Raw genomic sequence first — 24,225 nt, 5'->3', positions numbered from 1 at the left:
GCGGCGCCATCCTGCTCCCGTGCGCTCCTGGACGGACACTCTCCGCTTCGCCTTCCAACCGGTGGTCAACCTGATGACCGGCGGGGTCACGGCGCTGGAGATACTCGTCCGCCCGGAGACCGGCGACGTCCTGGCCGAGGCCCGGCGCGACCCGGAACTCGACGGCCGGCTGGCGGTGGCGGCGTTCCGCGCGGCGGTCCGCAAGGAGACGCTGCTGCCGCTGCACGTGAACGTGTTCGCGGGCACGCTCGCCGACCTCGGTGGCCTGGAGGAGCTGCACGGCGCCGTACGCGAGGCGGGACGGATGCCGTGGGAGGTGACGGTCGACGTCTGTCCTCCGTACACGCATGTTCCGCGTCGGGCCCTGCTGGAGGCGGTGACCGCGTTGCGGGGCCAGGGGTTCCGGGTGTGCGCGGACGGCGTCGGCGACGGGGACGCGCCGCTGCGGCTGCTCACGGACCTGGCGCCGGAGCTGGTGAAGCTCGACGCGTCGCTGCTGGCTCGGCCGGCGGCCGTACGGGCGATGCGGGTGCTGTGCGACGAGTTGGGGGCACTGCTGTCCGTGGAGGGCGTGGAGACGGAGTCGCAGTGCGCTGCCGCGCGGTCGGCCGGGGCGCAGTTGGCGCAGGGTGAGCTGTTCGGGCCGCCGACGCGGTTGCCCGCGGCGGACGTGTATGTTCCGGCCGGTTCCGCCGGCGTCGTACCGGCACCGCGCTCGGGGCCGTCGGTACGGCAGTTCGTGCGGCCGGCCGCGCTGCTGCCCGCGACGGCTTCGGCGGGGCAGGTGCGGGCGCTGCTGACCGGGTCGCCCGACGTGTCCGGGGTGCTGCTCGTGGACCGGGAGGGGGTTCCGGTGCGGTCGGTGCACCGCTCCCGCTTCCTGCTGTCGATGTCGGGGCGCTACGGGCATGCCCTGTACGCCGACCGGCCCGCCGCGAAGCTCGGTGACCTGCCGCGGACGGTGGGGGTCGACGCGACGGCCTGGGAGGTGCTGGACGTGGTGGCGGTCGGCGGCCCGGGCCGTACGTCGGACGACGTGGCCGTGGTCGACGCGTGCGGCCGGTGCGTGGGCGTCGTGCGGCTTGCGGATCTTGTGCGGGCGCTGGCCGAGAGCCGGGTCGAGGAGGCGGCCGGGCTCAATCCGCTGACGCGGCTGCCCGGTTCGGACGCGATCACGGGCGAGGTGGACCGGCGGATCGCGGACGGGCGGGCGTTCGCGCTGAGCTGGCTCGACGTGGATCACTTCAAGCAGGTCAACGACGGGGCCGGCTTCGCGGCGGGTGACGAACTGATCCGGGCGATCGGGCGCGCGCTGCTGCAGAAGGCGGCGGGCTCCACGCGCGTGGGGCACATCGGCGGTGACGACTTCCTGGTGCTCACCGACCCGGAAGGGCTGGATCCGCTGGCCACCTCCGTGCTGGACGTGCAGTGGTCGGCCGGCGGGCGGCCCGTGACGCTCTCCTTGGCGACGGTTCTGTGCCCGCCGGGCGGCGTGCCGGACCACCGGCAGGCGGCGGCCTGCCTGGCCCCGCTGAAGAAGGCCGCGAAGGCGCTGCACGGGGCGAGTTGGGTGCTGGGCCGGGCGGGCGTGCCGGGGTACGAGGTCCGGCGCGGCTCGGACCGGGCGGCGGCACCTGCCGGGTGAACCAGGCCGGCCCCGGGGGCACCGATGCGCGACCGTGCGGCCGTCGTCGGCCAGGTCGGCGTGTACGCCGGGAGGGCCGGTGTCCACGCGCGTCGGTGGCCGTCGGCCCGCGCTCGCGGTGCCGTGGCGGTCGGTACTCGTCCCGCGGGCCGCGAACCGTTGCGGCCGGTGCTCGTCCCCTCGGGTTGCGAACCCGTGCGGTCGGCGGGTGTCGTCTCCGTGTCCCCGGCCGTCACGTCATGACGACCCGGCGGCGGTCCGCCGCCTGGACCATGGCGTGCTGGACCACACCGACGAGTGTCTCCTTGACCGACTCCCGGTCACGGGCGTCGCACATCACCAAGGGCACGTCGGCGTCGAGGTCGAGGGCCTGGCGTACGGTTTCCGCCGGGTAGCGGGCCGCCCCCTCGAAGCAGTTGACCCCGACCACGAACGGGATGGAACGGCGTTCGAAGTAGTCGACGGCGGCGAAGCAGTCCTCCAGACGGCGGGTGTCGGCCAGCACGACGGCACCGAGCGCGCCCTCGGAGAGCTCGTCCCACATGAACCAGAACCGCTCCTGGCCGGGCGTGCCGAAGAGGTACAGCACCAGGTCCTCGCGGAGCGTGATCCGCCCGAAGTCCATGGCCACCGTGGTGGTGTGCTTGCCCTCCACACCGCTGACGTCGTCGACGGGCCGCCCTGCCTCGGTGAGCAGTTCCTCGGTACGCAGCGGCCGGATCTCACTGACCGCGCCGACGAGGGTGGTCTTGCCGACGCCGAAGCCGCCGGCCACCAGGATCTTGAGCGTGACGGGCTCGACCGGCGGCTTGCCGCGCTGAGAACGCCCGAAGATCATCGATCTCTTCTCCTTAACGTGCCGCTTGACGTGCCGCTTGCCGTGCGCCTTACCCTGCCCCGAGGCCGCTTCACAGTGCCCTCAGCCCGCTGATCACGTCGCGCAGGATGCTCTCGTCCGGCAGCTCGGCCGGGGGCACGGGCCGGTTCACGTGGACGAGTTCGGCGTCCACGAGGTCTCCGACCAGTACCCGTACCACGCCGACGGGCAGGTCGAGTTCGGCGGCGAGTTCGGCGACCGACTGCGGGGTGTCCCGGCACAGTCCGACGATGTCCACGTGCTCCGGGGAGAGCGTGACGTCCGCCTCCGGATCGTCCGCGTGGGGTTCCGTGACCACCACCGCGATCAGGTCGAGGCGGTGCTGGGCCGCACTGGTGGTGCGGCCGCGCGTCATGGCGTACGGACGGACGACGGGCCCGGCCTCGTCGTCGAACCAGTGGTCTCTTGCCTGACCGTCTGCGCTCATGTCATCCCACTTACCCGCCCGAGGGCAGATCGGTGCGCGGAGCGGTGCCGAGATGCACGCCGACCCGCTTGACGAGCAAGGTCATCTCGTAGGCGACCTGGCCGACGTCGGAGTCGGCGTCCGACAGGACGGCGAGGCAGCTGCCGTCGCCGGCGGCGGTGACGAACAGGAAGGCGTCGTCGAGCTCGACGACCGTCTGCCGGACGCTGCCCGCCTCGAAGTGCCGGCCCACGCCCTTGGCGAGACTGTGGAAACCGGACGCCACGGCGGCCAGGTGTTCGCTGTCCTCCCTGGTCAGGTCCTTGGAGGCCCCGGTCGCCAGACCGTCGCCGGACAGGACGACGGCCTTGCGGATGCTCGCGACACGGTCCACCAGGTCGTCGAGGAGCCAGTTGAGCTCCCCGGCCTGGGTCGTGGTGTGGCCGGTCGCCTTCGGTGCGGTCATCGACCGTCCCCCTTAGTCGTTCCTTGTGGTGCTTGTGGTGCTTGTGGTGCCGTGCCACCGGGGACGTCGTCCCCCGCGGCGTTCTCCTCGCGGCCGCGCTGCCAGCCGCGTTGGAGCGAGGCCATACGGCTGCGCACTTCCTCGGCGTCCCGGTCGGCGGGATCCGAGCGGTCCTCGGCGGGCGGTCCGGAACTCTGTCTGAGCTGGGGTGCCAGGTTCGCCTGCCGCACGCGCCGGGGCAGCGTGCCCGTACCGGGTGCGGAGGCGTCCGGGATTCCTCTCTGGACGCCGGGGGCGCGGTCGGCGTGCCGCGTGCGGTCCTCGCCGTTGCCGGACACGGAGCCCCTGCCCGCGGCGGACGCGACGCGGCGGCGAGCGGGGAGGGACGGCAGCGCGTCGGGCTCCGGGCGGGCGGTGTCACGACCGCTGGTGCCTCCGTCGCCGCGGTCGTCGGTGCGGTCGTCGCGACGGCGGCGGGCCGGCAGCGCGGGCGGCTCACCCGTTCGTGCCTGGGGCCCTGTCCGGGCTCCCGTGTGCTCCGGGTCGGCCGGCACCGGCTCGTCCGCGTTCCGGGCGGCCCGTTCGGAGACGGGGCGCCCGTGTGAACTGACCAGCTTGGGGGTCCGGCGGCGGGGCAGCGCGACCGGCGCGCTCGTCCCGTCCTCGCCCCGGGGCGGCTCGCCTTCGACGGCGGGCTCCTGGCGTCGCCGTTCGGCGCGGCGGGCCACCCGGTCGTCGTCCGCCGCGACGAGCGAGCGGTGCGGGCGGAACAGGCCGCCCTGCGCGCTGTCCCGGTCGTCGAGGGCGTCCAGGTCGACGGGCGCCTCCAGTTCGACCGGGCCGTCCAGCAGCGGGGCCGACCGGTCCGGCAGCCGTGCGGGCACGTGGGAGAGGGCTGACCGGCGGCTCTCCGCCCCCTCCTTCTTCTTGACGTGCTGGGGACGGTCGAGACGGAAACCGACGCCGTTGGTGTCCGGGGCGTCGTCCGTGAGCAGCGCGTCGGGCATGAAGACGACCGCGGTGGTACCGCCGTACGGCGAGGGCTGCAGGGACACCCGGACGTTCTGCCGCTGGGCGAGCCGGCTGACGACGAAGAGACCGAGCCGGTCGGTGTCGGACAGCTCGAACTCCGGTGTCTCGGCGAGCCTGAGATTGGCGTCGAGAAGGGTGTCGGCCGCCATGCCGAGGCCTCGGTCGTGGATCTCCAGGGTGAAACCGTTGGCGACGCGCTCGCCGAGGACCTGCACCGCGGTGTGCGGCGGCGAGAACACCGTGGCGTTCTCGAGGAGTTCGGCCACCAGGTGGGTGAGGTCGGCGACCGCCGGTCCGGTGACGGCGATGCGGGGCAGCCGGCGGACCTCGATGCGCTCGTAGTCCTCGACCTCGGCGACGGCGGCACGCACGACGTCCATGAGCTGGACGGGCTTGCGCCACTGCCTGGACGGGGCGGCGCCGGACAGGATGACCAGGCCCTCGGCGTGCCGGCGCATACGGGTGGTCAGGTGGTCCAGGCGGAACAGGTCGGCGAGTTCCTCGGTGTCCTCGGTACGGCGCTCCATGGTGTCGAGCAGGGTGAGCTGCTTGTGCAGCAGCACCTGGCTGCGGCGCGCGAGGTTGACGAACACCTCGGAGACGCCGGCGCGGAGTTCGGCCTGTTTGACGGCTGCTTCCACCGCGGCCCGCTGGAGGGTGTTCAGTGCCTGGCCGACCTCGCCCATCTCATTCCTGTCGTACTCCAGGAGCGGCACCTCGGTCTCCACGTCCACCTCCTCGCCGGCCGAGAGGCGGCGCATCACGCTGGGCAGGCGTACGCCGGACGCCTCGTGGGCCTCCATGCGCAGCTGCCTGAGGTCGCGGATGAGGGAACGGCCGACGCGTACGGACAGGAAGAGGGAGTACAGCAGGGCGATCAGGCCGAGCGCTCCGGCGATCACCACCTTGGCGATGACGTTCGTCGCGACCGGGTCGACGCGGTCCTGGTAGCGGTCGGCGGCGTGATCGTCGAGGGCGCCGAGTTCGTCGAGCACGCGGCCCGCGGCGGTGTCCCAGCTCTTGGCGGTGACGCCGCGTGGCATGCCGGCCTCGGTGGAGACGGCCGCCTCCTCGGCGACGCGCAGGGGTGCGGAGGAGGCGTTCTTCCAGAAGCGCTGGTACCGCCCTCGTTCGGCTGCGGGCAGCAGCGGCAGGTTGATGTCGTACATCATGGTGCGCTGGGCCACGAGGTCGGAGACGTCCCGCGTCTCGCCGCGGGTGAGCCGGCCGGTGACCAGGGCGGAGCCGAGGAGGGCGTCCTCGCGGGAGAGCAGTTCGCGGGCGCGGGAGACGTTGACGAGGGCTCGGTACTGCTTGTCCAGGCCCACGTTGTCGACGACGTGCAGGTTGGCGAGCAGTTCGTGGCAGGAGTCGACCAGCCGGTTGTAGAGGCCGAGCGCCTGCGCGCGCTCGACGGTGCCGTCCTCCACGCTGCGGCGCAGCGAGCCGATGCCGTCGAGGGCGTCCAGTACGGCGGTGAGCCGTTCCTCCTCGGCCTCGCGCAGCGCGTCGCGTACGTCGGCGTCCGCGGCGTTGCGGCGGATCTCGCCGAGGGCCTCGTCGGTGGCGGCGCGGCTGCGCCGCAGGGCGGAGAGCCCGTCGGAGGCGCGCGGGTCGGCGAGGTGTACCAGGGTCTGGCGGCGTTCCTGCTGGAGGACGCGGACGGCGTCCTCGACCGGGTAGCCGATCTCCTCGACGACGGTCGAGACACTGAACAGCCGGCTCGCCTCACGTCCCGTGAGCACCGTGGCGAAGGCCCAGATCGCGGTCAGGGACACCAGCGGCACGAGAAGCAGCGCCACGATCTTCCGGCGGATCGACTTCCCGCGAAAGCGCATGGCCTCCCCCAGCTCGACCCCCACCGGCAGGGGGTGCACATGTACGTCAACAAACGGCGCGAGCCTACTACTGACGCGCAGGCAACTCGAAGACCCGTCCGGAGCGCGAATCTCCGCGCCCGCGGCCGGTGATGGTCAGTTGTCCGGTCATTGGGGGAGATTGCCTCCCGGGATCCGGTGGCGGTCGGGGAGGGGCTTCCTCGGGGCATGGCGGGCGGATTGGCCGAAATTCTTCGACTGCGCGGGATTTCCGGGAATCTTGGAGGCTTCTCGTTCGTCCTTCATTACGGGAAATCGAGGCGGAATCGGCCGCGGGGGCCGCATCCCGCCCCCGAGCGGCGTAAAGCAGCACGAGCAGGGCAGCCAGAGGGGAGCCGTGCTTCGTACACGGGAGAGCTGTCTGCTGGCGGTGGGGAGTGACATGTCGATGGGCACGGCTGAGCGGCGCAAGGGGCCGGAGGGCGGCAGTGCGGCCGAGTTGACGGCCCGCTCGGTCCCCGAGGTGCCGGATGACGGCATCCCGGCGGCGGGGCCGGACGCGACGGCGCGTGAGCGGTCGGGCCGGCCGGAGGCACGGGAGCAGCAGTCGGCCTACCGGCCGTTGTGGACCGAGGAGCCCGCGCGGCGGCGTCGCCTGCCGGACCCGGTGCGTACGGCGGCCGTCCGCGCGGTGCTGGTCGTCGCCGTCACGTTGATCATGGCCATGGTGGCCTTCCTGTGCACGATGGCGGAGTCCTGGCTCGCGTTCCCCATGGTGATCGGCAGTGTGGCGGGTACGGTGGTGGCCACCTGGGGCGTGCTGGACGTATGGGTGACGAGGCAGGTCTGGCACCAGCGGCACGGCGTGGTGTCGATGCCGAGCAGCACCGCGCGGGCCATGCGGCGCGAGCGTCGCCGTGCCAGGCGGCAGGCCCGGTCGGCGGAGCGGGCCCAGGAACGGATACGCCGGCAGGGCGGCGCGGGGCGGTTGTCGCACGGATGAACGGCCGGGTTCCGGAACATCCCTGAGTGAACGGGCTACGGCGGGGGCGGTGTCTCACGGCGCGGCCGGCCGCACGCGGTCGGCCGTCGGTCGGACTCGGCCGGCCGCGGGCCGGTGCTCCCCGGCCTCACGGGCGATGTCGCGTCGGGCCCGCATGAAGGGGCGTGGCCGGTCCACGGCGAGCACCGCGGTCGTACGACCGTCGCGCTCGTACCGGACGAGAAGGCCGCCCTCGGCCGGCGCTCCGTCGGCGACCTCGCCTTCGGCGACGCGGGCGGTGTCGCCCTCCAGGCGTCGGCCGGCGAACTGAAGGCGGGCACCGTACTGGTCGGACCAGAAGTACGGCAGCGTTCTCGCGCTCTCCACGGTGCGTCCGGCGAGCAGGTTGGCCACGGCGGCCCGCGGCTGTCGCGTGGCGGAGGTCCAGTGCTCCGCGCGCGTGCCGCCGACGCGGGCGACATCGCCGACGGCGACCACCTGCGGCAGGGACGTCACGCAGCCCTCGTCGCACAGGACGCCGTCGTTCAGGTCCAGTGCCGACCCCGCCAGCCAGGCGGTGTTGGGCGTGGCCCCGATACCGACGACCACGACGTCCGCGGGCAGGGTACGGCCGTCGGCGAGTGCCACCGAGGTGACGGCGGCCGTGCCGTGCAGTGCGGCCACCGACGCGCCGGTGAGCAGTTCCACACCACTGCGGCGGTGCAGCGCGGCGCAGACGGCGGCCGTCTCGGCGCCGAGTTGGGGCACGAGCGGGAGCGGAGCGGCCTCGACGACGGTGACCGTGTGACCGAGGGCGGCGCACGAGGAGGCGGTCTCCGCGCCGATGAAGCCGCCACCGATGACGACGACTCTGCGGGGGCCCCGGGTGAGTTCCGCGCGCAGGGCACGGGCGTCGTCCAGCGTACGCAGGGTGTGGACGCCGTCCAGGCCGCCGCCGGTCAGGCGCCGGGCCGAGGCGCCGGTGGCCACGACGACGCCGTCGGTGGGCACCCTGCGGCCGTCGCCGAGCACCACCGTACGGCCGCGGGCGTCCAGGCCGAGGGCGCGGACGCCGAGCAGCCACTCGGCGTCCAGTTCGGCGGTCTCCTCCGCATCGGTGAGGGCCAGTCGGTCCTCGTCCGCCCGGCCGGTGAGGAAGTCCTTGGAGAGGGGAGGACGGTCGTAGGGGCGGTGGGGTTCGTCGCCGACCACCACCAGCCGGCCGTCGAAACCCTGGGCACGCAGTTCCCGGACGGCGTACAGACCGGACAGCGAGGCGCCGACGACCGTCACGGTCCTCATGCGGCACTTCCCTCCTCCACGGCGAGGCGCACGTGGACGATGCCGTCGCGGACGGTGACGTGGTGGGTGCGGACGGGCCTGCGGGCCGGAAGGCAGGTCGGCCGGCCCGTACGGAGATCGAACGAGGCGGCGTGCAGCGGGCATTCGACGAGGCAGCCCTCCAGCCAGCCCTCGGACAGGGAGGCGTCCTGGTGGGTGCATGTGTCGTCGATGGCGTAGAGATCGCCGTCGTCGGTGTGGAAGACGGCGATCGGCGGGCTCGTCCCCACGCGGGCGGACTCCCCCTTGGGGAGGTCTTCGAGGCGGCAGACGGGAATCACGGGTCCCCCTCTCGGTCCGGAGCGCGTGTCCCCGGCGGTGCGGGCGCGTACTCTTCCGGGATCCGGACGCTTCGGTAACATGATGTTTCACATGGCGCATTGAATAGCGCCATGCGCAACAGAATCCGGGCGGGCGCCCGTGGCGTCAAGGGCTTCCCGCAGATGCGGTCCGAACGGGGCCGCCAGGTGGTGGGAGTTGAGCCATGACCCGCACACAGAACCAGCCCGACCGTGGTGAGGAGCACGTGGAGAACGCGGAGGACGCGACGCACTCGGCCCCCTCGGGCAGGCAGACCGGCAGAGGGACGGCGAGCGCCGTGCAGTCGGTCGACCGCGCGGTGAGCGTGCTGGAGATCCTCGCCCGGCACGGGGAGGCGGGCGTCACCGAGATCGCCGACGAGCTGGACGTGCACAAGTCCACCGCGTTCCGGCTGCTCGGCGTGCTGGAGAACCGCGGCCTGGTGGCCCAGGAGAAGGAGCGGGGCAAGTACTACCTGGGTGCCGGCGTACTGCGCCTCGCGGGGGCGGCGGCAGTGCGCCTGGACATCTCGCAGGAAGGCGTGCCCGTATGCCGCGAACTCGCCGACGAACTCGGGGAGACGTCGAACATCGCGGTGCTGGACGACGACGCGGCGGTCAACGTCATGCAGGCCCGCGGCACCGCCTCCGTGACCGCGCAGAACTGGCTCGGCCGGCGCACTCCGCTGCACGCCACCGCCAGCGGCAAGGTGCTGCTCGCCCACCTGCCGCCCACCCTGCGCGAGGGCCTGCTGGCCCGCCCGCTGCACCGGTTCACCGAGCACACCGTCACCGGCGCGGCGGTGCTGCGGGGCGAGTTGGAGGCCGTGGCCGGGCAGGGTTACGCGATCACGCAGGAGGAACTGGAGATCGGGCTCGCCGCCGTGGCGGCGCCCGTCCGTTCCCACGACGGCAAGGTGATCGCCTCGATCAGCGTCTCGGGGCCGGTGTACCGGCTGACGCCGGACCGGCTGCCCGGCCTCGCGAAGCGTGTCCTGGCCGCGGGGGTCGAGCTGTCCCGCCGCATGGGGTACGGCTCCTGAGCCGACGACGGGAGGCACCGGGCGGGCCGGGCCCGGCCGACGGGGCTGGCCCGGCCGAAGCAGACAACCGCGGCGCGGGACCGGATCCCCCGAGGGTTCCTCCGGCCTCGCGCCGTGGCCGGTCCGATGTGTTCCGGCCCTGGTTCGTCTGACCATCCGGCATGCGTTCCGGCCCCCGTTCCTCTCGCCAAGGGTCGCCCGGTCCTCTTGACGGCCACTCGATGCCCTTCTCACTATGTTCCTCAGCGCGCAACCCATCGTGCAATGCGCAACAGCAGAGGAGCTTGTCGTGCCACACGAGGTCCGTGCCGTAGTCGCTGTGAAGAAGGGCGCACCGGTGGAGGTGCAGACGATCGTCGTCCCGGATCCGGGACCCGGCGAGGTTCTCGTCGCGGTACAGGCCTGCGGGGTCTGCCACACCGACCTGCACTACCGGGAGGGCGCGATCACGGACGGCTTCCCGTTCCTGCTGGGCCATGAGGCGGCCGGCACGATCGAGGCCGTCGGAACGGATGTCCACGGTCTGCGGCGGGGCGACTACGTGGTCCTCGCCTGGCGGGCGCCCTGCGGCGGCTGCCGCTCCTGCCGGCGGGGCCGCCCCTGGTACTGCTTCGACTCCCGCAACGCCGCCCAGCCGATGACCCTGCTCGACGGCACCGCGCTGACCGCCGCCCTCGGCATCGGTGCCTTCGCCGAATTGACGCTGGTCGCGGCGGGTCAGGCGGTGAGGGTCGACCCGGCCGCCCGGCCCGAGGCGGCCGGCCTGATCGGCTGCGGGGTGATGGCCGGTTACGGAGCCGCGGTCCACACCGGCGGCGTCGAACGCGGCGACTCGGTCGCCGTCATCGGCTGCGGTGGCGTCGGCAACGCGGCGATCGCGGGCGCCGCCCTCAACGGCGCCACGAAGATCATCGCGGTGGACGTGGACAGCGGGAAACTGGACCGGGCGGAACGGTTCGGCGCCACACACACCGTCGACTCCCGCGGCACGGACCCGGTGGAGGCGGTCCGCGCCCTCACCGACGGCCACGGCGTGGACCTCGCGATCGACGCGGTGGGGCGTCCGGAGACGTTCCGCCAGGCCTTCTACATGCGCGACCACGCGGGCGTACTGGTCCAGGTCGGTGTGCCCGCACCGGAGACGACGGTCGAACTCCCGCTCATCGACGTGTTCTCGCGCGGTGGCGCGGTCAAGTCGTCCTGGTACGGCGACTGCCTGCCGAGCCGGGATTTCCCGTTCCTCGTCGACCAGTACCTGCACGGGCTGCTGGACCTGGGTGCCTTCGTGTCGGAGACGACCTCGATGGACCGGGTGGAGGAAGCGTTCGCCACGATGCGGCGCGGTGAGGTGCTGCGCTCGGTGGTGGTCCTGTGAGCGCCCGCGGCACCCGCCCCGGGAGCCCCCGCGTGGTCGTCATCGGCGCCGGCGTCGTCGGCTGCTCCCTCGCCGACGAGCTGACCGCCCGCGGGTGGCGGGACGTCACCGTCCTCGAACAGGGGCCGCTGCCGGCCCCCGGCGGTTCCACCTCCCACGCGCCCGGCCTCGTCTTCCGGACCAGCCCGTCCCGGACCCTGACGGCCTTCGCCCAGTACACGGTCGACAAGTTCAGCTCCCTCGAAGCGGACGGGTCGCGGTGCTTCGTCCCGGTCGGCGGTCTGGAGCTCGCCACCACCTCGGAACGCCTCGCCGACCTGCACCGCAGGGCCGGTCATGCCGCCGCCTGGGGGGTGCGCGGCGAGGTCGTCGACACCGCCCGCTGCAAGGAACTCTGGCCGCTCCTCGACGCGTCGGTGGTGCTCGGCGGCTTCCACACCCCCGAGGACGGCCTGGCCCGCGCCCTGCACGCGTCCCGTGCCCAGCTCGACCGGGCCACCGCGCGGGGTGCCCGCTTCCTCGACCGGCACACGGTCACCGGCATCGAGCGGCGGGACGGCAGGGTCACCGGTGTCGTCACCGACCGGGGCGCGTTCCCCGCCGACCACGTCGTCTCCGCCGCCGGTTTCTGGGGGCCGGTCGTCGGCCGCATGGCCGGCGTCGACGTCCCCCTGCAACCGCTCGCGCACCAGTACGCGAGGACCGGGCCGCTGCCCCAGCTGAGCGGCGCCACGGCGGAGGCCTCGAAGCCGATCCTCCGCTTCCAGGACCGCGACCTGTACGTCCGGGAGCACACCGACCGGCTCGGCATCGGCTCCTACGCCCACCGCCCGCTGCCCGTGGACCCCTTCGCCGTCCTCGCCTACGACGAGGCCCGCGCCCGAAACATGGACATGCCCTCGTCCTACCCCTTCACCCCCGGCGACTGGGCGCCGAGCTGGGAGGACTGCCGCCGGCTGATGCCCGCCCTGCGCGAGACGGAGATCGAGTCGGGGTTCAACGGCGTCTTCTCCTTCACCCCGGACGGCATGCCCGTCCTCGGCGAGTCGCGCACGCTGCGGGGATTCTGGCTGGCGGAGGCCGTCTGGGTCACCCACTCGGCCGGTGCCGCCAAGGCCGTCGCCGAGTGGATGGTGAACGGGCGGCCGTCGCTCGACGTGCACGAGTGCGACCTCACGCGTTTCGAGGAAGCGCAGCGTTCACCGGCGTACATCCGTGAGCGCGGTTCACAGCAGTTCGTCGAGGTGTACGACGTCGTCCACCCGCTTCAGCCGACGGGGCGGCCGCGCCCCCTGAGGGTCAGCCCCTTCCACGCCCGGCAGCAGCAACTCGGCGCGTACTTCCTGGAGGGCGGAGGCTGGGAACGTCCGCACTGGTACGAGGCCAACGCCGGCCTCGCCGCGGAGCTGCGACTCCCCGCCCGCGACGCCTGGTCGGCCCGGCACTGGTCCCCCATCGCCGCGGCGGAGGCCCGGGCGACCCGCCGGAAGGCCGCCCTGTACGACATGACCCCGCTGCGCCGCCTGGAGGTCACCGGCCCCCGAGCCCTGGACTTCCTGGACCGCATGACCACCAACAACCTCCGCAGGAAGCCGGGCGCGGTCACCTACACCCTGCTCCTCGACGAGACCGGAGGCATCCGCTCCGACCTCACCGTCGCCCGCCTCGCCCCCGACCGCTTCCAGGTCGGCGCCAACTCCCCCGCCGATCTCGACCACCTCCTGCGCCACGCACCCGACGGAGTGCACATCAGGGACATCACCTCCGGCACCTGCTGCATCGGCGTCTGGGGCCCGCTCGCCCGCGACCTCGTCCAGCCACTGGTCCCGGACGACTTCTCGCACGAGGCGTTCGGTTACTTCCGCGCGAAGGAGACGTACGTCGGCCATGTCCCGGTCACGGCCATGCGCCTGAGTTACGTCGGTGAACTCGGCTGGGAGCTCTACACCACCGCCGACCTGGGGCTCAGGCTCTGGGACACGCTGTGGGAGGCCGGCCGGAGCCTGGGGGTGGTCGCGGCCGGGCGTTCCGCCTTCGACTCCCTGCGCCTGGAGAAGGGGTACCGGGCCTGGGGCACGGACATGACCGACGAGCACAACCCGTACGAGGCGGGCGTCGGCTTCGCGGTCCGGATGGACAAGGCGGACTTCGTCGGCAGGGCAGCGCTGGAGCGCGCGGGCGCGCCGGCCCGGCGTCTGACGCCCCTCCTCCTCGACGACCCGGCCGCCGTGGTCATGGGCAAGGAGCCCGTCCACGTGGACGGCACGCCCGCCGGATACGTGACCAGCGCCTCGTACGGCTACACGCTCGGCCGCTGCGTCGCCTACGCCTGGCTCCCCGCCGGTCTGACCACCGGCACCGGTGTGCACGTGGAGTACTTCGGACAGAAGGTGCCCGCCACGGTCGCCGACGAGCCGCTGTTCGACCCGCAGATGTCCCGTATCCGCCGCTGAGGTTCCAGGAGGCTCGCCTTTGTCCCCCACCCACGACGTGATCGTCATCGGTCTCGGCGGCATGGGCAGCGCCGCCGCCCACCACCTGTCCGCGCGGGGCGCCCGTGTGCTGGGCCTGGAGAAGTTCGGCCCGGTGCACAACCGCGGCTCCAGCCACGGCGGTTCCCGGATCACCCGGCAGTCGTACTTCGAGGACCCGGCGTACGTCCCCCTGCTGCTGCGCGCCTACGAGCTGTACGAGGAGTTGGAGCGGGCCACCGGCCGGGACATCGCCCTGCTGTGCGGCGGGGTGATGATCGGCCGCCCCGACTCCCGGACCGTCTCCGGATCGCTGCGCTCGGCACGCGAGTGGGACCTGCCGCACGAGATGCTGGACGCCCGGGAGATCCGCCGCCGGTTCCCCACGCTCGCCCCGCAGGACGACGAGGTCGCGCTGTACGAGGCCAGGGCCGGTCTCCTGCGTCCGGAGAACACCGTCGCCGCCCACCTCCAGCTCGCCACCCGGCAGGGCGCCGAGCTGCACTTCGACGAGCCGATGACCCGCTGGGAGCCGTACCGGGACGGCGTGCGGGTGCACACCGCCGAGAACACCTACACCGCCTCCCGGCTGGTGGTCTGCCCGGGCGCGTGGGCACCGCGGCTGCTCACCGACCTGGAGGTGCCGTTCACGGTCGAACGGCAGGTCATGTACTGGTTCCGGCCGCGGAACGGCACCCGGCCCTTCCACCCCGACACCCACCCGATCTACGTCTGGGAGGACGCGGCCGGCGTCCAGATCTACGGCTTCCCCGCCATCGACGGCCCCGGCCACGGTGCCAAGGTCGCCTTCTTCCGCAAGGGGCGGGCCACCACCCCGGAGACCATCGACCGGACGGTCCACGACCACGAGGTGGAGGCGATGGCCGCCCACCTGTCCGGTTGCGTCCCCGACCTGCCCGGAACCCTCCTCAAGGCCGCGACCTGCATGTACACCACCACGGCGGACGAGCACTTCGTGATCGCCCGGCATCCCGCGCACCCCGACTTGGTGGTTGTGGCCTGCGGCTTCTCGGGGCACGGCTTCAAGTTCGTGCCCGTGGTGGGCGAGATCCTCGCCGACCTGGCCCTGACCGGCACCACCGCCCACCCCATCGGTCTGTTCGACCCCGCCCGCCTCCGCTCCCGGCTTCGCCCGAGCGGGGGGCCCCACACCGCCGCCCCGCCCGCCCGAGGAGCACGCACATGACGACGACTCCCCCGTCCCCCAGTCTCCTCCCGACCCTGCCGGGCCCCTACTACACCGACCCGGAGATCTTCCGTCAGGAGCAGCGGCACGTCTTCGAGTCGATGTGGTTCTGCGCCGTCCGCGGGGCCGACCTCGACCGGCCCGGCACCTTCCGCACCGTGCAGGTCGGCCGCGAGAACGTCGTCGTCACCCGCACCCGCGCGGGCGAACTGCGCGCCTTCCTCAACATCTGCCGGCACCGCGGGGCCCGGCTGTGCCTGGAGGAGTCCGGCCAGGTACGCCGCGGCCTCCAGTGTCCGTACCACGCGTGGACGTACGACCTCGACGGCAGGCTGGTCGCGGCGCCCGGCCTGACGAAGATGCCGGACGTCGACCGGACCGCGTACGGCCTGGTCGCGGTCGCCCTGCGCGAGTGGCTCGGCTACGCGTGGGTGTGCCTGGCCGAAGCGCCGCCCTCCTTCGAGGAAACGGTGCGGGGCGCGGCCGTCGAACGGCTCGGCGACCCGGCCGCGATCGAGCGGTACACAACCGAGGACCTCGCACTCGGGCGACGCGTCAGGTACGACGTGCGGGCCAACTGGAAGCTGATCGTCGAGAACTTCATGGAGTGCTACCACTGCGCGACCATCCACCCCGAACTGACCGACGTCCTGCCGGAGTTTGCCGACGGGTACGCGGCCCAGTACTACGTGGGCCACGGCGCCGAGTTCGGCGAGGAGGTGAAGGGCTTCACGGTCGACGGCGGCGAGGGCTTCGGCACGCTGCCCGAGTTGTCACAGGGCCAGGACCGTCGTTACTACGCCATCACCGTCAAGCCGACGGTGTTCGTCAACCTCGTACCGGACCATGTGATCCTGCACCGCATGTTCCCGCTCGCCGAGGACCGCACGGTCGTCGAGTGCGACTGGCTGTACGCCCCGGACGTCGTGGCGTCCGGGGCGGACCTGTCCCGGTCGGTGGAGCTGTTCCACCGGGTCAACACGCAGGACTTCGCGGCCTGCGAGCGGACCCAGCCGGCCATGTCGTCCCGGGCGTACCGTGCGGGCGGGGTGCTGGTCCCGACCGAGCACCACATCGGGGTGTTCCACGCGTGGCTGCTGGAGCGGCTAGGCGGGTGACTGGGCCGGCCGTTTGAACATCCGGGTCGCCGTGATCTCGCTGTGCACCGCCTCGCCGCCGCCCTCACCGGCCGGGGCCGGCTGGGGCAGTCCCGGCCGCAGGTGCTCCTCCACGCTGATGTACTTCAGGCCCGCCCGGAGGTCGGCGTCGTTGCGCAACCGGATGACCAGGGGGAACTCCGCCAGCGCGGTCGTGTCGAACAGGCCGGTGGTGTACAGGAGCTGGACGCCGAGCGCGTCGGACACGGCCCGCTGAAGCTCCAGCAGATAGGTGGCGTTGGCGCGGCCGATGGGATTGTCGAGGAACAGGGTGCCGGCGTGGCGGTGCCGGTCGCGGCCCCGGTCGTTGCTGCGGAGCGCGGCCATCGTGCAGTAGAGGGCGATGGCCGCGGTGAGCAGCTGCCCGCCGGAGAAGACGTCGCCCATCTGGCCGACGGGGACGCGCTCGGCGCGCAGTACGGCGTCGGGCTTGAGGATCTCGACGGCCACGCCCTTGGGCTGGAGTGCGGCGGCCACACCGCGCAGCAGCAGGGACATGCCGTCGCGGCGCAGGTCGGAGTTCTTCTTCACGGCCGCGCGGGTGGCCTCGTCGACGACCTCGCCGAGCCGCTCGGTGAGCGTGGCCTGATCGGGTTCCTCGAAGCGGATGCGCAGGAACTCCTGCCCGGACCACTCGCCGAGGCCCTCCGGGAGCCGGGAGAGCCGCTGGGCGGAGCGGAGCGTGGCGAGAGAGGACTCGACCAGGCCGCGCAGCCGGTCCACGATCGAGTCGCGGTTGCGCTCCAGCTGGGCCAGCTCGTCGGTCAGGACGCGCAGGCGGGGTGCGAAGGCGTCCGCCCACGAGGCGGCGTGCTCGGGCAGCGCGGAGGCGGGCAGCTCGCGGATCTGCTGGCGCGCGGGGGTGCGGACCTGCTCGTAGCGGGTGGAGTTGGCGTGGCGGACGAGGGCGTCGCTCGCCTCGCGCACGGCGGCCTCGGCGGCGGACAGGTCGGCGGCGCAGCCGCGCAGCGAGCGGCGGGCCTCGGCGGCGGACCGGCGGGCGTCCTCCAGGCCGCCCGGGTAGGGCTCGGGCTCTTCCTGTTCCTCGTCGGCCGGGTGCTCGCGGATCAGGTCGCGGAGCATGGCGGCGATCTCGTCGAAGCCGCCGGCCGCGTCCTCGGCGGCACGGTGGGCATCGAGCAGTTCGGCGTGCGCCTCGCGGGCCTGGGTGAGCGCCTCGGTGCGGGAGGCGAGTTCGGCGGTCGCCGTGCGCAGCAGCGTCTGGGCGTGCCCGGCGTCGCGCGGGAGGAGTTCCCCGGGGAGTTCGGTGTGGGCGTCGCCGTCCTCGGGTGCGTGCCGTTCGGCCTCGCCGCGCAGCCGGCCGAGCTGCTCGCTCGCGCTGGACATGCGGGTCTCCAGGAGCTGCACCAGCTCCTCGGCGCGGGCGGCGGCGGCCTGCCGGGACGGTCCGTCGGAGCCGTCGGGCGACTCCAACAGCTGCCCTGCCCGGGTGCGGACCTTGTTGCTGAGCCGGTCCAGGTCCGCGCGTGCCGCGCTCTCGTCGCTCTCCGCGCGGGCCTGTTCGGCGCGCAGGTCGGCGCCGACGCCCACCTTCTCGTAGAGCTGGGAGGCGGCTCGGTAGGCCTCGCGGAGGGCGGGCAGGGACGACTGCGGCGTGTCCGTGCCGTCCTCGGGTACGTCGTCGGGGGCGCCGGCGATCTCGGACCGCTCGGCGCGCAGTGCGCGTGCGGTGCGGCGGGCGTCGTCGGCGGCGCGCTGGGCGGCGCGCCGGTCCTCGTCGGCGGCGCGGGCCCGCTCCAGGCAGGCCTGCGCGCGGGCCTCGGCCTCGGCTCCCTCGTCGGCCAGTTCACGGAGCCTGACCTGCCAGCCGGCGCGCTCGCGCAGCCGGAAGGCCAGCCCGGCGAGAGCGTCGGCGGCCCGGCGGGCCTTCTGCGCGGCCTCCTGCCGCTCGTCCCGCAGCCGTACGGCCTCGGCGGCGCTCTCGTCGGCCTCGGCCCGCACCGTGCGCGCCTCGGTCAGTTCGGCCTCGGTCTCCTCGGCGAAGGCGTGCGCTTCCTCGGCGGTCCGCGCCAGCTCGGCGAGGCGTCCGGCGGGGCAGCCGGTGCGCCAGGAGGCGAGCCGGGCCGCCAGTTCCCGGTCCTTGCCGAGCCGGGCGGCAAGGGTGCGGATCTCCTCGTCCCGCTCCGTCGCCCGCGCGCGCAGGGCGTGCCGCTCCTCGTCGGCGGCGTGCTCGTCGTGCATGGCCGGGTTCGGCGGTACGAGGAAGACGCCGTCGGCGTCGGAGCCCGGCGCGGGGGTGGGTGCGAGCAGGGCGGCGGCCGTGCCGACGGCGACGGCGGAGCGCGGCAGCAGCGCCGCGTCGCCGAGAACCTCGCGGGCGCGGGTGTGCGAGTCGGGGTCGGTGATGATCACGCCGTCGACCAGCTCGGGGCGGGCGGCCAGCACGCGCGCGTGGTCGGCGGGGTCGACGGCCTGCGCGAGGTAGCGCCAGCCGGGCAGGGCGGGGATGCCGTGCTCGCCCAGGAACTCCACAGTGGCCAGCACGTCCGGCCCGGGCGGCAGCAGTCCGCCGTCGCCGAGCGCACCGAGGATGCGGGAGTCGTCGGCGGCGGCCGTGCGCAGCTCGAACAGCTGGCGTTCGGCGGAGGAGACGGTGTCGTCGAGGAGCTCGCGCAGCTCGTCGGCGAAACGGTCGAGTTCCTCGGGGGTGAGAACGCCGTCGGTGGCCTCGGCCGCAGCGGCCGGGTCCCGGTCCGCCTCCTGGCGGGGCCGCGGGACACCGGGGCGGGTCTCGGCGGCCAGGCCGAGCAGCTCCGCCAGCCGTTCCTCGGCTGCCAGTGCCCCGGCCGTGCGGCGCTCGGCCTCGTGGGCGCGTCCGGCCGCGGTGGCCGCGTCCGCCGCGCGGGCCGCCGTCAGTTCGGCGCGGCTCTCGGCGGCGGCCGCCTCACGCGCGTGCTCCGTGGCCCGGTGTGCCGCCTCCCGGGCGGTGTCCCAGGCCGCGACCGTCGTCTTCTCCGCGTCGCTGGCGGCGAGGGCCGCGCGGGCGGGGTCGGCGTCGGGCGCGCTGTCGTCGAGCCAGCCGGCGCGGACCGCCTCGTCGGTCTCCTGCTCGACCTCGGCGAGTCGCTGGCGCAGATGCCCGGCCTCGCTGCGGGCCCGCTGCGCCTCGGTGGCCGCGGTGGTGGAGTCCCGGTGTGCGGCGTCGCTGACCTCCTGGAGGGAGGCCGACCGCTCCTCCTCCTCGTTGGCGTGGTGTTCGACCTTCCCGGCCGCCGCGTGCAGGGCGCGGACGAGGTCGACGGCGGCCTTGGAGCGGGCGGCGAGCGCGGGTGCGGCGTCCCGCTCGGCCTCCTGGATCGCGGCGGACACGCGGGCGACGCGGTCGGCGGCGGCGCGGTGGCGCAGGACGGCCTCGGCGGCCTGCCAGGCGGAGTGCAGGGTGCGCGCGTCGGCGAGTTCACGCTTCTGCGCGGCGGCCGACTTCTCGGCCGCGGTCAGGGCCAGCGAGGCGTGCCGGTAGGCGAGTTCGGCGGCGATGAGGCCGCTGCGGTCCCGGGCCGACTCGGCGTGCGTGACGGCGTACGCGGCGGCGGTGACCCGCTGGGCGAGGTCGCCGGCCCGGCTCCGCTCCTGGGCGCCGCGGGCGGTGAGCCGGCGGGCCAGGGTCCTGGTCCGGCGTTCGGCGGCGCTGTGGATGTCCCGCGCGCGCGTGCGGGCGTCGGCGGCCTCGACGATCCGGCCGAGGAGGTCGACGGACCCGGCGGTGAAGTCGCGTTCGGCGATCAGCTCGGCACGCCGGCCCAGTTTGCTGCCGAAGCCGCCGACCAGGTCGGCGAGTCCGTCGGTGTCGCGGGTGTCGGTGACGGCGCGCAGCAGCAGGTCGGTGAAGTCGGAGTCCTTCTTGACCGCGAAGAGACCGGCGGCCTCGCCCTCGTCGGCGTTCATCTCGCGCTGGTAGCGGAAGAGTTCGGGGTCGAGGCCGAGGTCCGTGAGGTGCTCGATCCAGCGGTCGTGGATCTCCTCCCAGTGCACTTCCAGGTGCGGGTAGGCCTTGCCGGCCTCGGTGAGCGCGTCCCGGAAGCCCTTCATGGTGCGTCGTCGGCCCTGGGCGCCGGAAACGCCCTCGACGGGCGGGCGGACGGCGGTGGCCTCGGCGACGGGCAGGTTGTCCAGGGTGAGTCCGGGGCCGGGCCGGAAGGAGTACCAGGCCTCGGCGAACTTGCGCGGGTCACCGGAGACCTGGCGCCCGCGCCACTCGCTGACCTTGCCGACGACGACGCACTCGCCGGTCTGCACGTGCTGCCACTCCAGCGCGACGTGTCCGCAGTCGTCGGCGAGCAGGAACTTGCGCAGCACTCCGGAGCTGGCGCCGCCCAGGGTGTTGCGGTGGCCCGGCAGCATCACCGAGAAGATCAGCTTGAGCAGGACGGACTTGCCGCCGCCATTCTCCAGGAACAGCACGCCGGCCGGCGCGGGCCGGCGCGGGGGGCCGACCGGCTCCTCCTCGAAGAACTCCGCCTGCGTGGGCGCGGGGTCGGGCACGGGCCGGCCCACACCGCGCAGGTCAAGCACGGTGTCGGCGTAGCGCGCACCGGCGGGTCCGATGGAGTAGAGGCGGACCCGGGACAGCTCGTACATGGCGGACTCTCGTAAGTCTTCGTGAAAAGTGGGGTGCGGGGGGGCTGGTTCGGGCGGTGTCAGGAGGAGTGGAACGGCAGGCCGGCGTCGGCCACCAGCTCCAGGTCGTCCGTCTCCTCGGCGGGCAGCAGCGTCGCGGTGCCGTCGGTCACCGGGACGATGCCCAGGTCCAGCAGCTCGGCCATGGCGGCGCTGCCCGCCATGTCGCGCACCTGGAGCTGGTAGCGGGCCGTCGTGCGGTACGTGCCGCCGTTGTCGTCGCCGGTGCGCTGGAGGAAGCCGGACTCGGTGAGGAAGGCGGCGGCCTTCCCGACGATGCCGGTGGTGGACCCGGGGAGTCTGCGCGCGTCCTTGGTGGCGCCCGTCGCGCTGCGTCTGACCCAGATCCGCCAGGCGGCCTCCAGGCCCGGGGCGTCGGTCGCCGGGTCGGTGTTCTCGCCCTGCTCCTGCGCCCGTTCCTCCAGCCGGCGGCAGGCCTGGCGGACGAAGGCGTCCACGCCGTTGACCGTGACGCGGCCGATGTAGCCGTCGTCGGCGAGGTCCTCGGGGCGCGGGTAGGCCATGGCGGCCACGGCGAGGTGGGCGAGGCCGTGCAGGAAGCGGTCGCCGGAGTCGGTGGCGGCACGCCGCGCGTAGTCGCCCATGCGGACGGCGAAGACCGAGTCCTCGGCGGCGGTCACGGCCATCCCCGCGCGCGGGGACACCTCCAGGACGATCAGTCCGAGGCCGGCGGCGACGGCGTCGGCGAGCCGTGCGAACGGCGGGTCCTCGCGGTACCGGCGCAGCAGGTCGGCGTACTCCTGGTCGCGCGCGGGCAGCAGTTTGGGCTGGAGGCCGAAGGCGACGAGCCGCGCCGCGTCGGCGGCGTCGGCGGGCGTGACGGCCGTGGCGGCCGACGCGGCACCCGCCTCCGGTTCGCTCCGGTCGACGTGCTCGGTCACGGTCGGTACTCCTCGCTGTGCTGGTGCTGGTGCTGGTGCTGGTGCTGCTCGAGTCGGTGTGGATGCCGCTCGAGATGCTGACGGTGCTCCAGGGGCTGCCGCCGGTGCCGCCGACGCGTCCTCATGCCGCCTCCGTGCGGTCCGCGGCCATCCCCGCCGCGTCCAGCAGTGCCGTGCCGACGATGAGGTCGGCACCGCCGAACTCGGGGTCGTCCAGCTCGGTGCCGTCGTCCACGGCGAACAGCAGTTTCGGCTCGCCCTGCCGGTAGGCGGTGCCGACGGGCGGGCTGGCCGCGTGGACGGCCAGCAGGGCGACGAGGTACGGCAGTTCGGCGTCGCGGGTGCGGGCGTCGGCCAGCAGCCCCGACAGCCGGCGCGGCGCGTCGTGCGGCAGGTCGAGCAGTTCCATGGCCGCGGCCAGCTGTTCCTCGCTGAAGCGGCTGTCGTCCGGGGTGGCGATCAGGTCGGGTTCCGGCATCTCGGCGCCGAGGTGCTCCCGCTCCACCGGCGGGGTCAGCAGTATGTCGACGAGGTCGCCGACCCGGACGGAGACGGGCGTACGCAGACCGGTGCCGCGCGCGAAGAAGGCGTCGGTGACCCGGAGCGCCCGCTCCAGGGGCAGCGGCAGGACGGGGGCGAGGAGATGGCCGTACAGGTCCAGGCCCGAGGTCGTCAGAGGGGTGGCGAAGGCCTGCCGGTCCTGTTCGGCGCGGAAGAGCGGGCCGGCCTCCAGCAGCCGGGACTGGAGCTGGGTGTGGCGGCGGATGCAGTCCTTGACGATGTCGACGAGCTCGGCGGCGCGACGCTTGTGCTCGGGGTCCTCGGACTCGTCACGGGCCTTGCGGATGTTGGTGAGGATCGCGTTCTCGTGGCGGTACCTGTCGGCGACGTGGTCCAGGGCCTCGGCGATCATGTCGGGGACGGCGCTCAGCCAGTCCACCGCGCGGACGTTGCGCCGGGTGGCGTCCAGGGCCCGGCGCAGGGTCTCCGAGTACTGAACGGTCCGGTACCGGGCCTGTTCGGCGGCGAGCTGGGCGTCGGCGAGGCGGCCCCGGCTGATCAGCACCTCCAGCTTGACCTCGGCGGCGATCTGGGCGCTGGTGACGTCGGTGTCCAGGGCGCCGACGAGGACGTTGACCGCCTCGTCCGTGGTGCGCAGGTAGACGGTGCCGCCCGGGCCGGGGACCTCTTCGAGCAGCTTGAAGCCGTAGTCGCGGCGCACATAGGTGCCGTCCGGCCCGAACGTGCCGTACACCGCGCGGAAGCCGCGGTCGACGCTGCCGACGTTGATCAGGTTCTCCAGGACCCAGCGGGCCACCCGCTCGTGCTCGGCGGCGGGCCGTGCCGGGGCCTGGGCGGCGACGCGCGGGATCAGCCGGGCCACTATCTGGTCGTGGTCGGCGCCCGTGTCGAAGTCCATGTTCAGCGTGACGAGGTCGATGGCGGCGAGGGCGACCTCGGCCATGCCGTACACCGAGTACTCACCCGCGAGGTTCGCCTTGCGTACGTCGAGGTCGTGCAGCGGCGCCGTGCAGGCGAGCGCGCGCAGCCGCCGCGCCAGTCCCTCGTCGGCGGCCGGGCCCGGGGCAGGGCGCGGCCCCGCGCTGAGCTGGGGCGGAACGCTGTCCGTCGATGCAGGCGAAGTCACGGTGCACAGACTAGGTCCTCGGTCTGACAACAACCCAAACGACGCAGATGGGCCCCGACGCGACGGGCTCCGCGGGCGCTCCGGGGGACTCCCGGGCGCTCTGGGCGGGGGCCGCTCTGGGGGGCCCTCTGGGGGGGGGCCGCTCTGGGGGGTGCGCTCCGGGGGCGCCCCGGGGGGGACGCTCCGGGGTACGTGGGCTATCCCTCGTCCCCGACCCTCCGCAGGTAGACCTCCACGACCCGCTCCAGCGAGTTCTCCAGGTAGACCGCGAGAAGCCGCTCCGCCGCCTCCCGCTCGCCGGACTCCAGGACTTCGAGGATCTCCGCGTTGCGCGCGATGTACGGCTCGTGCAGGCGGCGCGGGTCGTCCACGACGTGGAAGGCGAGGCGCAGTTCGGCGAAGACGCTGCGCATCAGTTCGTCCGTGCGTTCGCTGCCGGCCAGGGCCACCAGTTCCCGGTGGAAGTGGATGTTGGCGGTACCCACACCTTTCCAGTCACCTTCACGGGCCGACCGGCGCCCGTCCTCGACGGCCCCGGCGAGTCCGTCCAGGGCGTACGGCGGCTCTCCGAGGCCCCTGACGACGGCGCACTCGACGAGGGCGCGGGTGCGGTAGATGTCCTCGACGTCCTCGACGGTCAGGACCCGGACGAAGACGCCCCGGTTCAGCTCGTGGACGAGCAGGCGTTCATGGGTGAGCAGCCGGAACGACTCGCGCAGCGTGTTGCGCGAGACCCCGAGCGCGCCGCCGATGCTGTCCTCCGACAGCCGGGTCCCGGGCGGGAAGTAGCCTTCGGCGATCCGGCTTCTGAGGATGTCGGAGACCCGCTCGGCGGTGCTGGTACGCCCGAGGAGGGCACGGTCGTCCGCGAGTCCCGTCAACTGCTCTGCCATGCCCGGAATTCAATCGCAGATACCAG

General features: G+C 73.6%; 17 protein-coding genes. 7 read left to right on the top strand and 10 right to left on the bottom strand.

Features of this window, described 5'->3' with window-relative positions; genetic code table 11:
- Window positions 1–19: 19 nt before the first annotated feature.
- Window positions 20–1,645: a GGDEF domain-containing protein gene (locus tag ACP4IX_RS25945; RefSeq protein WP_426556836.1), complete on the top strand. Its 1,626-nt coding sequence runs from the start codon at window positions 20–22 to the stop codon at window positions 1,643–1,645.
- 232 nt (window positions 1,646–1,877) lie between these two features.
- Here the strand turns inward: ACP4IX_RS25945 and ACP4IX_RS25940 are convergent, their stop codons facing one another.
- The 4 genes from ACP4IX_RS25940 to ACP4IX_RS25925 all read right to left on the bottom strand — a co-directional run bounded on the left by ACP4IX_RS25940 (window position 1,878) and on the right by ACP4IX_RS25925 (window position 6,264).
- Window positions 1,878–2,483, bottom strand: a complete 606-nt coding sequence (locus ACP4IX_RS25940) for a GTP-binding protein (protein ID WP_426556834.1) — start codon at window positions 2,481–2,483, stop codon at window positions 1,878–1,880.
- A 70-nt stretch (window positions 2,484–2,553) separates the two neighbouring features.
- Complete coding sequence (locus ACP4IX_RS25935; protein ID WP_426523067.1) at window positions 2,554–2,949, bottom strand: DUF742 domain-containing protein; 396 nt, start codon at window positions 2,947–2,949, stop codon at window positions 2,554–2,556.
- Window positions 2,950–2,959: 10 nt separating this feature from the next.
- Entirely contained in the window at window positions 2,960–3,394 is a 435-nt protein-coding gene (locus tag ACP4IX_RS25930) for a roadblock/LC7 domain-containing protein (protein ID WP_426523068.1), read from the bottom strand.
- A complete protein-coding gene (locus ACP4IX_RS25925; protein WP_426556832.1) occupies window positions 3,391–6,264 on the bottom strand; it encodes a nitrate- and nitrite sensing domain-containing protein in 2,874 nt (957 codons plus the stop codon). Before ACP4IX_RS25925 ends, ACP4IX_RS25930 begins: the two co-directional genes overlap by 4 nt.
- A gap of 421 nt (window positions 6,265–6,685) precedes the next feature.
- Here ACP4IX_RS25925 and ACP4IX_RS25920 point away from each other — a divergent pair, with 421 nt between their 5' ends.
- Window positions 6,686–7,246, top strand: coding sequence for a hypothetical protein (locus ACP4IX_RS25920; protein ID WP_426523141.1), 561 nt, complete (start codon window positions 6,686–6,688; stop codon window positions 7,244–7,246).
- 54 nt (window positions 7,247–7,300) lie between these two features.
- On the opposite strand, the gene ACP4IX_RS25915 is transcribed toward ACP4IX_RS25920, so the two are convergent.
- On the bottom strand, window positions 7,301–8,527 hold the full coding sequence (locus tag ACP4IX_RS25915; RefSeq protein WP_426556830.1) for an NAD(P)/FAD-dependent oxidoreductase: 1,227 nt from the start codon (window positions 8,525–8,527) through the stop codon (window positions 7,301–7,303).
- Window positions 8,524–8,847, bottom strand: a complete 324-nt coding sequence (locus ACP4IX_RS25910; protein WP_426556828.1) for a bifunctional 3-phenylpropionate/cinnamic acid dioxygenase ferredoxin subunit — start codon at window positions 8,845–8,847, stop codon at window positions 8,524–8,526. The genes ACP4IX_RS25915 and ACP4IX_RS25910 overlap by 4 nt, the downstream gene beginning before the upstream one ends.
- A 317-nt stretch (window positions 8,848–9,164) precedes the next feature.
- Between ACP4IX_RS25910 and ACP4IX_RS25905 the strand changes: the two genes are divergently transcribed.
- The 5 genes from ACP4IX_RS25905 to ACP4IX_RS25885 all read left to right on the top strand — a co-directional run bounded on the left by ACP4IX_RS25905 (window position 9,165) and on the right by ACP4IX_RS25885 (window position 16,079).
- Window positions 9,165–9,908 carry an IclR family transcriptional regulator gene (locus ACP4IX_RS25905; protein WP_426556850.1) on the top strand — a complete coding sequence of 248 codons (744 nt, stop codon included), beginning with the start codon at window positions 9,165–9,167 and terminating at the stop codon, window positions 9,906–9,908.
- 289 nt (window positions 9,909–10,197) lie between these two features.
- Window positions 10,198–11,283: an S-(hydroxymethyl)mycothiol dehydrogenase gene (locus ACP4IX_RS25900; protein ID WP_426556826.1), complete on the top strand. Its 1,086-nt coding sequence runs from the start codon at window positions 10,198–10,200 to the stop codon at window positions 11,281–11,283.
- Window positions 11,280–13,736 carry a GcvT family protein gene (locus ACP4IX_RS25895; RefSeq protein WP_426556824.1) on the top strand — a complete coding sequence of 819 codons (2,457 nt, stop codon included), beginning with the start codon at window positions 11,280–11,282 and terminating at the stop codon, window positions 13,734–13,736. Before ACP4IX_RS25900 ends, ACP4IX_RS25895 begins: the two co-directional genes overlap by 4 nt.
- 19 nt (window positions 13,737–13,755) lie before the next feature.
- Complete coding sequence (solA, locus tag ACP4IX_RS25890) at window positions 13,756–14,961, top strand: N-methyl-L-tryptophan oxidase (RefSeq protein WP_426556823.1); 1,206 nt, start codon at window positions 13,756–13,758, stop codon at window positions 14,959–14,961.
- On the top strand, window positions 14,958–16,079 hold the full coding sequence (locus ACP4IX_RS25885) for an aromatic ring-hydroxylating oxygenase subunit alpha (RefSeq protein ID WP_426556821.1): 1,122 nt from the start codon (window positions 14,958–14,960) through the stop codon (window positions 16,077–16,079). Before solA ends, ACP4IX_RS25885 begins: the two co-directional genes overlap by 4 nt.
- Here ACP4IX_RS25885 and ACP4IX_RS25880 read toward each other — a convergent pair.
- The 4 genes from ACP4IX_RS25880 to ACP4IX_RS25865 all read right to left on the bottom strand — a co-directional run bounded on the left by ACP4IX_RS25880 (window position 16,068) and on the right by ACP4IX_RS25865 (window position 24,199).
- Window positions 16,068–20,717 carry a hypothetical protein gene (locus ACP4IX_RS25880; RefSeq protein WP_426556819.1) on the bottom strand — a complete coding sequence of 1,550 codons (4,650 nt, stop codon included), beginning with the start codon at window positions 20,715–20,717 and terminating at the stop codon, window positions 16,068–16,070. The two genes, ACP4IX_RS25885 and ACP4IX_RS25880, sit on opposite strands and share 12 nt — an antisense overlap.
- A gap of 59 nt (window positions 20,718–20,776) precedes the next feature.
- Window positions 20,777–21,658 carry a hypothetical protein gene (locus ACP4IX_RS25875; RefSeq protein WP_426523078.1) on the bottom strand — a complete coding sequence of 294 codons (882 nt, stop codon included), beginning with the start codon at window positions 21,656–21,658 and terminating at the stop codon, window positions 20,777–20,779.
- 121 nt (window positions 21,659–21,779) lie between these two features.
- Window positions 21,780–23,306: a hypothetical protein gene (locus tag ACP4IX_RS25870; protein ID WP_426556817.1), complete on the bottom strand. Its 1,527-nt coding sequence runs from the start codon at window positions 23,304–23,306 to the stop codon at window positions 21,780–21,782.
- Between the two features lie 197 nt (window positions 23,307–23,503).
- Window positions 23,504–24,199 (bottom strand): GntR family transcriptional regulator, encoded by a 696-nt coding sequence (locus ACP4IX_RS25865; protein ID WP_426523080.1) that lies wholly within the window; start codon window positions 24,197–24,199, stop codon window positions 23,504–23,506.
- Window positions 24,200–24,225: the final 26 nt, after the last annotated feature.

The organism is Streptomyces sp. WG5 (assembly GCF_049974565.1).
In the GTDB taxonomy this organism is placed as follows: Bacteria; Actinomycetota; Actinomycetes; order Streptomycetales; family Streptomycetaceae; genus Streptomyces.
The sequence above is the reverse complement of the archived record's forward strand: the minus strand, read 5'-3'. Positions and strand labels throughout refer to the sequence as shown.

What these genes read in the sequence shown, in the direction of transcription:
- ACP4IX_RS25940 (WP_426556834.1), bottom strand. Translation starts at nt 2,483, where the DNA reads ATGATCTTCGGGCGTTCTCAGCGCGGCAAGCCGCCGGTCGAGCCCGTC.
- ACP4IX_RS25935 (WP_426523067.1), bottom strand. Translation starts at nt 2,949, where the DNA reads ATGAGCGCAGACGGTCAGGCAAGAGACCACTGGTTCGACGACGAGGCC.
- ACP4IX_RS25930 (WP_426523068.1), bottom strand. Translation starts at nt 3,394, where the DNA reads ATGACCGCACCGAAGGCGACCGGCCACACCACGACCCAGGCCGGGGAG.
- ACP4IX_RS25925 (WP_426556832.1), bottom strand. Translation starts at nt 6,264, where the DNA reads ATGCGCTTTCGCGGGAAGTCGATCCGCCGGAAGATCGTGGCGCTGCTT.
- ACP4IX_RS25920 (WP_426523141.1), top strand. Translation starts at nt 6,686, where the DNA reads ATGTCGATGGGCACGGCTGAGCGGCGCAAGGGGCCGGAGGGCGGCAGT.
- ACP4IX_RS25915 (WP_426556830.1), bottom strand. Translation starts at nt 8,527, where the DNA reads ATGAGGACCGTGACGGTCGTCGGCGCCTCGCTGTCCGGTCTGTACGCC.
- ACP4IX_RS25885 (WP_426556821.1), top strand. Translation starts at nt 14,958, where the DNA reads ATGACGACGACTCCCCCGTCCCCCAGTCTCCTCCCGACCCTGCCGGGC.
- ACP4IX_RS25880 (WP_426556819.1), bottom strand. Translation starts at nt 20,717, where the DNA reads ATGTACGAGCTGTCCCGGGTCCGCCTCTACTCCATCGGACCCGCCGGT.
- ACP4IX_RS25865 (WP_426523080.1), bottom strand. Translation starts at nt 24,199, where the DNA reads ATGGCAGAGCAGTTGACGGGACTCGCGGACGACCGTGCCCTCCTCGGG.